Raw genomic sequence first — 13,328 nt, 5'->3', positions numbered from 1 at the left:
CCTATTTACTATATCCCTTTTATTGGCAGATGACAATCTGTCTGTTTGTGGTGCTCAAAAATAGACAGAAAAGACAGGGAGACCATTATTTCTCAATCTCTCTGTCTTTTCCGTTGTTTCTTTGTCGTTTTGTTTTCTTAACTTAATGACATTGGGATGTTAAGGCAATTTTTTTGGCCTGTATGGTATAATGATGATGGTTTATTATTGAAAGAGGTGGATAGGCGTATTGAAACATGTAATTATCTTTTTTTATATTATTTCATTTTTAATGGGAGTTTCTGGTATAACCCTTGCGGTCCTGCTGGCGAAAAGGTTTGAAGATGAGCTATACAAATGGCTAAGGGCTTTTGTTGTAACCTTCTTTTTATATGAAGTGACCAATTTCATAGCCATCTATAGTTCATTCTTTGATTTACATTGGGAAACGAATATAATTTTGGCGTTTTTTACCGATATCTGTTCAGTGGCACTTTTATACGCCTGGGTAGGATTGATTGGTAAGGTAGCGCGCGTGGAAGTGAAAAATAGGCTTTTTGACAAAAGTCTGAAGCTTTTCAGTGTAATGTATGTGTTGATCGGACTATTCACTTTTCTCTACGGTATGGATCAGAATTATAATCTAACTATATGGGGAAAAGTCTTGGACATTAGCATAGACAGCATTTTATTGTCTTTTGCAATATGGGGGAGTGTATTTTATCTGGTAAAAGGTCTGAAAGTGGCGGACCAAGTGACGAAAAAGGTTTTGCTGGTACTGAGCGTAGCGTTGTATCTGTTTATACTTCTGTTTTCTTATGAAGAGCTCGACCTGTACTTTGATTTTTGGGACTCTTATATTGATGCCTATTTTTTTGATCCGATAGTTGTTATTTATTTGTTACTGAACGTTTTGTTCATTATCTACGTTTTCAAGGAAGACTTGCTTATTAAGGCTAGGAAAACGGATGAAGCTTTTGGGCCGGAGTGGACCGATAAAGGGCGACCATCTATTGAGGATATCGGTGCGCAATATTCTCTCACCGACCGGGAAAAGGAAGTATTACTTATGGTGTATGAGGGACACAGCAATTTGAAAATAGCTGACATGTTGTGTATCTCTCCGTTCACGGTGAAAAGGCATTTGAACAATATTTTTCGCAAGACAGCCGTGAAGAATAGGGTGGAGTTGATGCATCTTGTGATAACAGCAAAATAGGCAATGCCCCTTTAATAGCACTAAGGTGCCATATTATAATATGGCACCTTAGTGCTATTGTTCTATCTGGCGGGTTTTGACATAATTTACTTGCGGAGAGGGACAGTGTGGCAATTACCTTAAAACTGTTCAAGACAGGCTAAGTTGAACAGAAGACAATGGACAGCTGGAGTAAAGTGTGTCTCAGTTCTGAACTTGGCCTGCTCATTTCACATCACATCCTGGGTTGATAGATAGAGCACCTTTAGCAGAATGTCGTCTGAAGGGATGACATTCTTTTCCTTTGTGATCACCCGCAAATTCGATGATAGCTTTCGATCATATTGGGGTATAGATAATATTTCGTATCTCTGGCGGGGTATTGAAAAAGTAGAAGTAATTAATCGCAATGACCGATAAAATGATGAAGATGAAGGAGTATGAAATTTGATAAAAATGATAAGTTTGTTTAAATTAGGGACACGCCTTTACCATTGTGAAAGGTGGATCAATTATCGGTGTGTGCTGGTATTTGTAATTAGATCGTTACTTCATCATAAAGAAGTGCAACTGTTAAATAACTTTTTCCAGCTTAATCCTTTGCGTCGCGAAATCAGCGCGGTGCATCCCTTGGTTTTTGCTCAACTCACACGTCAATTTTTTTATAAAAACTCCACTACTTCGGAGAGGTTGACCGTTATCACACACAGCCTGTTATTTTGGGAGAACCAATTTACAGAACATGCCTTACGGCAAATTTATTTTGGATCTGGACTTCAGCTTTGGAGCGAAAATTATAAAGGGCAAAACTTGGCTATTGATTTAGCGTTTCGCGACGGTGAAATTAGAGAAGGCACAATGAGTTTAGGCCTGAAACTGGATAATAAATATATATATCATACAAATTTCTGGATTGTTTCTGACATGAACAGCACTCTTTCTCTATACATTGGGGCTTTACAAGGCTCACGGGACGGTTTGGCCATTAATAAAGAAATAACTAAGTATTTTTTTGGTTATCGCCCCAAAAATCTAATTTTGTATGCTCTGCGTATCCTAGCGCAAGTTTTATCCATAAGTGAAATATACGCTGTATCTAACTATGGCTTTTATACCAATAATCATTTGCGCCGGAACCGAAAACTAAAAACATCTTTAGATAAATTTTGGAATGAAACTGGAGGAAACGTTAACAATGATCCTCGCTTTTTTGAAATTCTAATAACCGATCCGCGAAAAAACATAGAAGACGTGGTATCTCATAAACGTAATCTTTATCGAAAGCGATATAGTTTACTTGATAAAATTGGTGAAATAATTGTACAGTCCTTAACGCAGATTACACACACTGTAAAATTCAATAAAGTTATTGAGCAGTAATAATCTAATAAAAGAATTGAATGTATTATTTCTAGTTGTATGCTCAGTTGGCAGGAGGCTTATTTGTTGAAAAAAGTTATAGTTCATACGGATGACAGTTTGCAGCGGTTAACAGCCTTGCTGACAGCCGCTCAAATTGACCTACGTGATCTGCGGGATGAATTGCAATATTTCGCCCAAAAGAATGCTATCAGAAAATGCCGTAATCGCCTATTCTCGCCTTTTTCTGCTGCAGGGGTATGCCGCTTTTTAGGGTCAGGCGACTTTCATCATCTTACTTTGGTTATATTGGAGGAGCTTCGCACTCCCTTTTCTCTCGTTGTATTTGATAATCATCTCGATTGTTCTTACCGTTTTCCCCGTTATGCTTGTGGTAATTGGTTGTACCATGCAGCCAGTTTGCCAAATTGCAAAAAAATTCTTCATGTCGGCTCGACCGAGCAATATGGTTTTCTGCGAAAAGTTTTGAGCTTGAATCATTTGTTGCGCTCAGGAAAGTTACGAGTTATTCCGGCGGTGCCTGCTAAGAATTTAGCGGCTTATCAGGCAGCACTTAACTTGGCCGTGAATACATTAAAAATGGTCAATGTGCCTGTTTATATAAGTATCGATAAAGATGTATTAACGGCTGAAGAAGCGCCGGGTGACTGGGATAACGGTATCATGACACTGCCTGTTTTAGAGTCCAACCTTGCCGCTTTAGCTGATGCCCTTGACTTGATTGGAGTTGACATTACTGGTGAATATTCCAGACGAAGTAAACTTACCGGCCACTCGATCAAGCGATTGCTATCAGACTGGGATCATCCGGCTTTGAGGGAAAAAATGTCCGCGAGCGAAGCACTGGATTGTCAAAGCCGCGTTAATTTATTATTGCTGGAAGCTTTGAAAATAAACGGCTAAGGCCTAGCTGAAAATGGGAGAATTTCAGGATGAATAACGACTTTTTATTATTTCAATTAGAACCGACGATGTTAATTGATGCTTTTCTTTATAACCCTCCGACTGATTTTAAAAGTTGCTTTGTTGCACTCAATGGAAAACAAATACCGGCATTTGCTACTGATTTTGACTTGTTATTGACTGCCGACGAATCCATTCAAAATTTTGTTCATTTTGTAAGTCGATTTCTTCCTGACGAGTTTTGCAATTTTTTATTTCGCCGCCGAGCACTGTTTATTGGGACAACCGTGTCGGAATTTGCGTTGTTTCCGGCAGAAATCAACTTGCAAGAACTAAAACCTGTCTTGCTAAATAAAATGGCCGAAGAGCACGTGAAGTTCTTGATTGTAAAAGATATTGCGACAGAAGCCCCTTTTCTGTCGGCTGAAGAAATTATTCTAGCAGATAAAATTTGCAGTTCTTTGACCGCTGCCGGTTTTGTACTCATTGAAGGTCAAGCATTGGCTTATGTTCCAATTAATTTTACCTCGGAAACGGAGTTTCTATCGCGCTTTTCCAAAAGGCATCGTTCTAATTTCCGGCGTAAACTCAGAAAACGCAGCGATCTTGAGTTACAGATAATTTCTACGGGCGATTTGCAGTTCTGTAATTCCGATAAAATTAACTCGTATTATAGGCTTTATGAGAATGTTTATAAAAATAGTAGAATTCATTTTGATAAATTGTCTAGGACTTTTTTTGCAAAAGTGCTAAATGACGACACTTCAGGAGGCTTGGTTTTTGAGTATTCTTATCAAGGACATTGTATCGGGTATTTCTTATGTTTTCATCGCGGCGAGTACATAATTGATAAATACATGGGGGCAGAGTACCCTGCATTTCGCGAAAACAATCTTTATTTTGTTAGCTGGTTTGATATACTGCAGTATGCTCTGGATCATTCTTGTAAATATGCCATCTTTGGATGGACAAGCCCGGAAATTAAAGCTTATCTTGGCGCACATTTTGTCTTTACCAAACATGCGATTTATCCGGCCAACCCCTTATTGCGACGAGGGCTAGCTCATTTATCCGGTGTTTTTGAATCTGATCGTAAAGCGTTAGAAAAAATACAAGGCAAACATAAGACGAGGTGATAAACAATGAAGCACTTGCTGATCCTAATCGTGCTATGGTGTTGCATCAATTCGACTGGCGAGATTTTAATAAAATTGGGTACCCGCTCTCTAATAACGCCGCAAAATACCCAGGAAGTCTTGCTGTGGATAGGTGAAGTCATACAAAATCCCTTAATTTTGTTTGGCGTGGCAATTAGCGCCATTGATCTGTTATTGTGGATTTTTATTCTCAAAAGCGGTGATCTCAGTGTGGTTGTTCCGCTTACCTCGCTTAATTATATATTTGCAATTGCTGTTGGCTGTATTATCTTTCACGAAAACTTTACCCTTTCAAGAATGGTGGGCATTTTACTTATTTGTGGGGGTGCTTACTTTGTTAGCCGTTAATATTGCTTGAGGGAGAAAGGAGGGTGCAGGCGAATTTTCTGCCACGATTTAAATGAATAATTTACTATCTACATAATTAGGATCTTATGTTTTTAGTGGAAGGGAGTTCATAACATGGATTATTTTTTTGCCATTGATTTTGATGGCACAGTTGCCAAATCTGATGTGACTGATGCTGTGCTTGAGATGTTTGCTTTGCCAAAGTGGTTGGAAATTGAACAAATATGGCAGCAAGGAATGATAGGGTCACAAGAATGCTTGAGTAAACAATTCGCCTTAATTGATGCACCTTTAGCGGAAATTTTGACTTTTGTGAAAGATATTGAAATCGACACTACCTTTATTGAATTTGTTCGGCAATTGCAGCAAGAGGAAGTTCCTTTTGCTATCATTAGTGATGGCTTTCAAGTCTTTATTGAGTATATTTTAGCCCAAAATGGTCTATCGGGACTGCCGGTTATTGCAAATGAACTTCGCTCTGTTAATAAAAAACTGGTGACTACCTATCCCTATTCTTATGCGCGTTGTAAGGCAGGAACATGTAAATGCCATACCGCTAAGAAGGCAGCACAAGGCTTACCTGTCTATCTTATCGGCGATGGTCGAAGTGATTTTTGTTTGGCAAGCGTAGCTGATTTTGTTTATGCTAAAGCAAACTTAGTCGATTATTGTATACAAGAAAACATACCTCATTACGTGTACACTGATTTTCGAGATATTAAGGAGAATCTGCGTAGACAGCAGATTGAAAAGAATGTTATTGCATAACAGATTATATTAAAATGAAACGAGGTTACCAAAATGAATTGGAAAGAAATGAATGACAATCAACTGTTGGAAATTGAGGCAAAATATTGTTCGTATGGAGACACGGTACATTATATTGATCCAGCCAAAATTTTCGATCATTGTGAAGGTTCATGGCTTTTTGACAGAGCAGACAAGCCTTATTTGGATATGCAAATGTGGTATTCGGCAGTAAACTTTGGCTATAGGAATGCCGAAATCGAAGCAGGTTACAAAAAACAAATGGACAAGTTGCCGCAGCTTGCTTGCCAATATCTGCACAAGGAAAAAATTATGCTGTCATATGAAATTGCGACGGAAACGGAAAAACGTTTTGGTTCAAAAGGACGAATACATTTTAATGTCGGTGGCGCGCAGGCAGTAGAAGACAGCCTGAAATTAGTCCGTAATTATACTCATGGTAAATCATCCATGTTTGCTTTTATGGGAGGTTATCATGGTCGGACAATTGCTGTATCGGAAATTACCAGCAGCTATCGTTATCGTCGCCGGTATGGGCATTTTGGCAATCGTGCCAATTTTATTCCTTTTCCGTATTGCTATCGTTGCTTTTATGGCAAACAAACCAAAACGTGTGGTTATGAATGCATTAAGCAGTTTGAAAAATTGTTTGAAACGGAATATTATGGCATCCTTGATCCTAAAGTTAATGAAGCTGAGTTTGCAGCGTTTTATATTGAACCTATTCAAGCGACGGGGGGATATATTATTCCTCCCAAAGAATATTTTAGCAAGCTGCAAGCTATTTTAAAACGGCATAACATTTTACTTGTGGTTGATGAGATTCAGATGGGGTTCTATCGTACCGGGAAGTTGTGGTCAGCCGAGCATTTTGCTATTGATCCTGATGTCATTGTGTTTGGCAAGGCGCTGACGAACGGCTTGAATCCGATTTCTGGCATGTGGGCAAAGGAAGACATGATTAATCCGAAAAAATTCCCACCCGGATCTACTCATTCAACCTTTGCCAGCAATCCATTAGGTACGGCGGCTGGTTTGGCGACACTGGAATACTGCAAAAAACATAACATAGAGCATAGCATTGCTGAGAAGGGGGCCTATTTGTTGGAGCAGCTTAAAAAGTTAAAATCACGTCATAATGTTATTGGCGATGTTGACGGGTTAGGCTTGGCGCTGCGCATTGAAATGACCAAAACCGACGGATTTACTCCGGATAAACAGCTTGCTGACGCTATTGTCGATGAGGCAATGAAGGGCGATATTGAAGTAGATGGCAAAGATTATGGATTGGTGCTTGATATTGGCGGCTACTATAAAAATGTATTTACTTTGGCGCCATCCCTTACAATTACCTATGAAGAAATCGACTTATTCATCAAGTTGTTTGAAAAGCTTCTTAAACGGCTTGGACATTGATTGAGTATGGTGTGCTGGGGATGAATTTTCCTCAGCACGTTTATTAAAAAAATGAGATTTGATATTTAGATAAAGTATGGTGGCAAAATGAATAAATATGATATTGATTTGCCAGGCGGTGAACAAGCTGTGCTGCTTATTCATGGCTTGACAGGCAATCCCTACGAAATGAAGTTTTTAGCCGAAAAATTAAATAAAGCAGGTTTCACTGTTTCAGCTCCTTGCCTTCCTGGGCATAACCAAACGATCGAGGCACTGAAAAATACACGGTGGCAGAATTGGTATGATCGGGTCCGTGAGCGCTATCTTGGATTGAAACAAAGTCATCACAAAGTGGGTATTGCCGGTTTATGTATGGGGGCAGTGCTGGCACTGGAGTTATCTTTTGAATTTAAAGAAATACCGGCAGTATCCTTGATGTCAACCACTTTATTCTATGACGGCTGGACCATCCCATGGTATTCATTTTTGATCCCGTTGGCGTATTATACCCCGGTAAAATATATTTATTCCTTTTCAGAGCGACCGCCTTATGGAATTAAAAATGAACGGCTGCGAAAAATAGTTCAGACGAATACAGCAACGTTAGTCTATGATGAAGTGCCCGGGGTAGTAATGGATCAGAATTTTCGGCTAATTAGCCGCGTAAAAAAACATATGCCGTGCATTAAGACGCCCTTACTGCTAATTCATGCTAACGAAGATGATACCGCGAGTGTAAAAAATGCTGATTATGTACAAACTCATGTGGGTTCGACTGAAATCAGAAAAGTTTTGTTACAAAATTCCTACCATATGGTGACAATTGATAATGATCGTATGTTAGTAGCTCAGGAAAATATTGATTTTTTTGGGGCTAAAATGAATTTTTAAGGCGATACAGAATATATTCCTCAAATAGTTTATAATGATAAAAACGGTCGAATGCATAGACCGTTTTTTCTCTTTTTTTTTGGTATTTTTTAAAATTCAATAAAATAAGTTATCCTTAAGAAGTTTATAAACTAGGGGGCGTAATGGTGAAATGGGAAATATAAAAATACAAGCTATAGGTACTGCGACACCGCAATATGCAATATCACAAGAAGAAGGAAAGGCCTTTGCGTTTAGAGCATTTGGACAGTCGTATAAAGATATAAATCGTTTGCTTGCAGTATTTGATAACAGTCATATTAGTAAACGGTATGTATCGATGCCGTTACATTGGTATCAAGAAGAACATTCTTTTACCGAGGCTAATCGAATCTATCAACTAGTGGGAATAGATTTAGTAGAAAAGGCCAGTCGGGCAGCTATGACAGAGGCTGGAGTAGAGCCTAAAGATATCGGGGCAATCATTTTTGTTTCGTCTACAGGAATTGCTACACCTACTATTGATGCCAGTCTAACACAAAAACTTGGTTTGCCAGAGAATAGTAAACGTATTCCTATCTGGGGACTGGGGTGCGCCGGCGGCGTATCAGGCTTAGCACGGGCGGCGGAAATAGCTGGAATAACAAAAGGGAAATCGGTATTATTAGTGGCATTAGAGTTATGCAGCCTAACTTTCCAACGAGATGATTTCTCAAAAGCTAATTTAGTAGGTGCTAGCATTTTTAGTGATGGGGCAGCTGCTGTATTACTGTCAGTAGGAGGGAAAGGACCAGAAATAGTAGATAGTTTTAGCCATTTATTTCCTAACTCGGCAGACATTATGGGATGGGATATTATAGAAACTGGCTTGAAGGTTCGGTTTTCTAAAACTATCCCGCACATTATAAAAAAATGTTTGCCGGAATTACTAAATAAGGCTTGTAATGCTTGGACGATAGAATCAAAAGAAATAGAGCATTATATTGTCCATCCGGGTGGAGCAAAAGTCATAGAGGCTTATAAAGAAAGCCTTGGCTTGACAGACGAGGCACTACGATATGCAAGGCAAAATTTGCACGACTTTGGGAATATGTCAAGTGCTTCTATTTTATTTGAAATAAAGGATTTTATGTCCCAAAATATAAAAGAAGGAAAGTACGGTGTACTGTTAGCTTTAGGTCCTGGGTTTAGTGCGGAGCAGGTGCTATTTAAATGGTAAAAGCAATAATTTTTATTTTAGCAGCAATCATTATTTGTCAAAGGGCCGTTGAACTCTATATTGCTAACCGCAATCGCAAAGCGGTAATAAAACTTGGAGCACTCGAATATGGAGCAGGTCATTATTACATGTTTTTTATTCTGCATACCAGCTGGATTTTAGGCTGGATATTAGAATGTTATGTTAATGGCTGGACGATAAATAGGTATTGGTATATTTGGGGTATATTATTGATAAATGCACAAATTCTTCGGTATTGGTGTATTATTAGTTTGGGGAATTATTGGAATACAAGGATTTTAGTGATTCCCGGAAATAAACCCTTACGCACGGGACCGTATAGATTTGTAAAGCATCCTAATTATATTGCCGTGGCGATAGAAATGCTGAGTATACCTTTGCTCTGTAATGCAATTTTTACAGCAGTATTAGCAAGTTTATGTAATGCACTGCTTCTTCTATGTATTCGTATTCCTGAAGAAGAGAAGGCAGTATATAAAACAAATTAATCAATGGTAACTTGAATCACTTTACCCGGTTTTGCTCTTTTAAGACCGGCTCGTCAAAACCTGATAAAAATAGCTGATTCCATGGGGTTTGACTGGAATGTTTCTCAAGAAATTACTGTAATAATAGACACTTAAAGGAAATAATAATACTTAAGAGTTAATTACAGGGGGTTCTGAAATGGCGAAAAAAACTGATGAATCTCAGGCTGAGAAACATACAAAAAGTTGGTGTGCCCTTCCTGACCATTATCCTGAACCTAAAGTGATCCAGCCAAATTTTTTTTATGCTACGCTGCTCCTTGAGGATTACGCAGGCAATGTAAGCGAACTGACAGCAATCAATCAGTACATGCATCACCACTTTATGTTTGATGATCAATATGAAGATTTGGCTGAATTAGAAGAATGTATCGCGATCATAGAAATGCACCATCTCGAGCTTCTTGCTGAGAGCATTCTTCTTTTGGGAGTTGACCCTAAGTATCGAACTATTACAAATAATTGCCCAATATTTTGGGATGCATCGTATGTATTCTATGGAGCAGATATTTGCGACCGGTTAGCATCTGATATTGCAGCGGAAAAACAGGCAATTAAACAATATCGGAAGCATCATTTTCTCATTGAGGACATTCATATTAAGGGATTGCTGGAGCGTATTATTAAGGATGAAGAATATCATTTAAAGCTATTTACCCAGGCAGCATCTCATTTTTGTCCTGATTTGCTTAGAAATATTGAAGAATGCCTAGAAAAAAACGATTAAACTCCCGCAAAGGAAAGCAACCGAAAGATAGTGTATGGAACCAGTGAATGCACCATGATATGATGTGTTGACAGGAAGAAGAAGATATGTTTCCTCAAATAAACCGGAGTGATAGGGGAAACATATCTTTTTTTGTTATTTTCTATAGACGAAATATACGGTTTCTAAAGCGGTAAATAATTTGATAAAAATCGGGACATTGAGATAAGCACAAAATGCAAGCCGCAATCGTTGCTTCGCTTATGTTGAATGCCTTAACATGCTTGCTGCATTCATCGGCCGAAGAAGGAAACGAAAAGGAAAGGTGGAAGGGGATAGTTGGTAACTGTCGAATAATAAACACATAATTAATCGAAGTCAATGAAGATAGTCATGGGAATTTCCCCCATCATCTTGATGGAAGAAAGGCTTTTGCTGATGAATGAATCGTCGCTGCAGATCATGATTTATTACCCAATTAAAGAGATATGGGTTTATTTACTGGCGGCAGCAGCACTGGCGGCTATAGCAGGGTATGCCTGGCAGTACCGGAGGATGATGGCGGCGCGGTATTGGATTTTTGGACTGTCCCTCAGGGCGGTATTCCTGTTATCTTTAGTCATGGTTACTGTCAGCCTTGCGCCGGAGGATAAGATTTTTTGGGTTAGAATACAACAATTGAGCGCTTTGGCTTTCATTCCGATTTTTCTTTTGTTTGTTGTGAATCTCGCCGGGGAAAACACCCGGGCTACGAAAATCGCCGTGGGGATATTGGTTGCGGCGTCTGCTTTTGGCATGCTGGCGCTCTTAACTACCGGCTGGCACGGGGGATACTGGCGGGGGGTGGTCTGGGACGGGACGACTTTCGGCATCATCCGCGGGCCGATCTACTGGGGAATCACCATTATCGGCTATCTTCAGTTCTTATTGGTTTGTCTTCTGTGTATTGTTTTGGCGTTTCGTTTTAAGGGCCTCAGGCGGTGGCAGTTCGCGGCCCTGCCGAGCAATCCGTTGATAGCGGTGACCGGGCATATATTATGGGTCATTGATCAGGACAGGGTCATACCGCCGCTGCCGCTGGCTTTTCTGCTGAGCGGCATAATCTGGTCGTGGATTTTTGTCCGCCTGCGGGTTCTTAACCTGGCGCAGTTGGCCCAAACTGCGGTTACGCATAACATGAACGACAGTCTGATTATTTTGGATGATCAGGATTATATTGTAGAAGTAAATCCGGCCGCAGAGCAATTGCTGGGCGGACAGAAGACGGGCCTGACCGGCAGCTGGGCGGCGACGGCCTTGGCTCCTTGGCCGGCTTTGGCCGAACTGGCTGGCGGCCGGGAGGTGCGGACAGGCGGGATTTCGCTGGCTGGCGGTTTTTATCTTTATCGGGTTACGCCGCTTACGGGCTGGAGAAACCATGAGATGGGCAAGGCCATCGTTTTGGAGGATATTACGGAGTTGAAAAAGGCGCAGGCCCGGATTGCCGAGCAGCAAAAAGCCTTGGTCATCGCGACCGAGCGGGACCGGCTGCGGCGGGAACTGCATGATGGGTCGGGCCAGATTTGGAGCTATTTGAAACTGCAGTATGAGCAGCTGCGCAATCTTTTGGCCGGGCGGCGGCTGGACGAAGCTGACAGCAGACTGCAGAAGCTGGTGGCGCTCAGCGGCGACTTTCATCGCAGTGTCCGCGAGTCGCTGGCCGGATTGAAGTCCGGTTCCGGCAAAGGGCTTGTGCCGGCGCTTCATGAGTTTATAGAATGGTACGAGCGTACCTATGGGATTCATACCGATTTGCTGATTTCCCCGGAAATTGCGGCGCAGTTCTCGCCGAGCGTGGAATTGCAGTTGCTGCGGATTATTCAGGAAGCCATGGCCAATATTCGTAAACACGCCTGTGCCAGTCAGGCTACCGTATCATTTTATATCGCTGAGGGACAGGCTGTCGTTGTGATTGAAGACGATGGCAGCGGTTTTGATCCGGCTGTGCTTGCTGCTAAAGATAACCGTCACGGTCTCAGTATTATGCAGGAGCGGGCCGGCGAGATCGGCGGGGGGCTGAGAATAGATTCTGCTCCGGGTGCCGGGACACGGGTGACTGTCCGGCTGCCCCTTGGCAAGGGAGGGCAAAGCCATGAAATTACTGTTGGTTGATGATAACTTTTTATATCTGGAAGGGCTGAAAAGCTTTTTGCAGGACAACGGCATCGAGGTAATCGGTACGGCGGGGAGTGGCCTGGAGGCTTTGAACAAGGTCGCGATGCTTCAGCCGGAGATGATTGTCATGGATGTCCAGATGGCCGGCTGTGACGGGATTGAAGCCACACGATTGATCAAACGGGACTTTCCGGCAATAGAGATTGTCATGCTGACGGTATCGGAAGATGATGAGCATTTATTCGCTGCGATCCGGGCCGGAGCATCCGGCTATTTGCTTAAGGGCATGAATTCACAGCAATTTTTGACGGAGCTGTGGCGGCTGGCCGCCGGTGAGGCAGTGCTGGCCTCAGGAATGGCGAAGCGGATTTTGCGGGAGTTTGCCGCCCAAGACCGGAGCACTGGCGAAAAACAGCCTGTAAAGCCGGCAGTGCCGGAACAGCCGGAGTTGAGTCCCCGTCAGGCCGAGGTACTGAATTTGCTGGCCCAGGGGATGACGTATAAAGAAATCGGTGCGGCGCTTACCATCAGTGAAAGAACCGTGTGCTATCATGTGAACGAGATTATCGGCAAGCTTCATTTGACGAACCGGACACAGTTGCTCGCCCATATTTCCCATCTGAATTTTTAATAAAAATTTTAAAAAAATTTTTTGACCCTGTTACTTTTGACAGGGTCAAAAAAAATATAACTTGCTAAA

General features: G+C 41.3%; 13 protein-coding genes. All 13 read left to right on the top strand.

Annotated elements, in window-relative coordinates:
- Nucleotides 1-229: 229 nt before the first annotated feature.
- The 13 genes from ABFC84_10255 (at nt 230) to ABFC84_10195 (ending at nt 13,259) form a co-directional block, all read left to right on the top strand.
- Nucleotides 230-1,198: a helix-turn-helix transcriptional regulator gene (locus ABFC84_10255; GenBank protein MEN6413120.1), complete on the top strand. Its 969-nt coding sequence runs from the start codon at nt 230-232 to the stop codon at nt 1,196-1,198.
- 435 nt (nt 1,199-1,633) lie between these two features.
- A complete protein-coding gene (locus ABFC84_10250; GenBank protein ID MEN6413119.1) occupies nt 1,634-2,557 on the top strand; it encodes a DUF535 family protein in 924 nt (307 codons plus the stop codon).
- A gap of 66 nt (nt 2,558-2,623) precedes the next feature.
- Nucleotides 2,624-3,460 carry an arginase family protein gene (locus tag ABFC84_10245; GenBank protein ID MEN6413118.1) on the top strand — a complete coding sequence of 279 codons (837 nt, stop codon included), beginning with the start codon at nt 2,624-2,626 and terminating at the stop codon, nt 3,458-3,460.
- 29 nt (nt 3,461-3,489) lie between these two features.
- Complete coding sequence (locus tag ABFC84_10240; protein ID MEN6413117.1) at nt 3,490-4,596, top strand: GNAT family N-acetyltransferase; 1,107 nt, start codon at nt 3,490-3,492, stop codon at nt 4,594-4,596.
- Between the two features lie 6 nt (nt 4,597-4,602).
- On the top strand, nt 4,603-4,965 hold the full coding sequence (locus tag ABFC84_10235; GenBank protein ID MEN6413116.1) for an EamA family transporter: 363 nt from the start codon (nt 4,603-4,605) through the stop codon (nt 4,963-4,965).
- A 114-nt stretch (nt 4,966-5,079) separates the two neighbouring features.
- Nucleotides 5,080-5,733: an MtnX-like HAD-IB family phosphatase gene (locus tag ABFC84_10230; protein ID MEN6413115.1), complete on the top strand. Its 654-nt coding sequence runs from the start codon at nt 5,080-5,082 to the stop codon at nt 5,731-5,733.
- A gap of 33 nt (nt 5,734-5,766) precedes the next feature.
- The gene (locus ABFC84_10225; protein ID MEN6413114.1) at nt 5,767-7,149 is read left to right on the top strand and encodes an aminotransferase class III-fold pyridoxal phosphate-dependent enzyme; all 1,383 of its coding nucleotides are present in this window, start codon (nt 5,767-5,769) and stop codon (nt 7,147-7,149) included.
- An 87-nt stretch (nt 7,150-7,236) separates the two neighbouring features.
- Nucleotides 7,237-8,022 (top strand): alpha/beta fold hydrolase, encoded by a 786-nt coding sequence (locus ABFC84_10220; protein ID MEN6413113.1) that lies wholly within the window; start codon nt 7,237-7,239, stop codon nt 8,020-8,022.
- Nucleotides 8,023-8,173: 151 nt separating this feature from the next.
- Nucleotides 8,174-9,220 (top strand): 3-oxoacyl-[acyl-carrier-protein] synthase III C-terminal domain-containing protein, encoded by a 1,047-nt coding sequence (locus tag ABFC84_10215; GenBank protein ID MEN6413112.1) that lies wholly within the window; start codon nt 8,174-8,176, stop codon nt 9,218-9,220.
- Nucleotides 9,214-9,729 (top strand): isoprenylcysteine carboxylmethyltransferase family protein, encoded by a 516-nt coding sequence (locus ABFC84_10210; GenBank protein MEN6413111.1) that lies wholly within the window; start codon nt 9,214-9,216, stop codon nt 9,727-9,729. The genes ABFC84_10215 and ABFC84_10210 overlap by 7 nt, the downstream gene beginning before the upstream one ends.
- A gap of 178 nt (nt 9,730-9,907) precedes the next feature.
- Nucleotides 9,908-10,495 carry a ferritin-like domain-containing protein gene (locus tag ABFC84_10205; GenBank protein ID MEN6413110.1) on the top strand — a complete coding sequence of 196 codons (588 nt, stop codon included), beginning with the start codon at nt 9,908-9,910 and terminating at the stop codon, nt 10,493-10,495.
- Nucleotides 10,496-10,855: 360 nt separating this feature from the next.
- Nucleotides 10,856-12,625: a histidine kinase N-terminal 7TM domain-containing protein gene (locus tag ABFC84_10200; protein MEN6413109.1), complete on the top strand. Its 1,770-nt coding sequence runs from the start codon at nt 10,856-10,858 to the stop codon at nt 12,623-12,625.
- Nucleotides 12,606-13,259, top strand: coding sequence for a response regulator transcription factor (locus tag ABFC84_10195; GenBank protein ID MEN6413108.1), 654 nt, complete (start codon nt 12,606-12,608; stop codon nt 13,257-13,259). Before ABFC84_10200 ends, ABFC84_10195 begins: the two co-directional genes overlap by 20 nt.
- Nucleotides 13,260-13,328: the final 69 nt, after the last annotated feature.

It is taken from the genome of Veillonellales bacterium (assembly GCA_039680175.1).
Taxonomy (GTDB): domain Bacteria; phylum Bacillota; class Negativicutes; order JAAYSF01; family JAAYSF01; genus JBDKTO01.
Note: the sequence above shows the minus strand (reverse complement) of the source record. Positions and strands in the feature narration are given on the sequence as shown.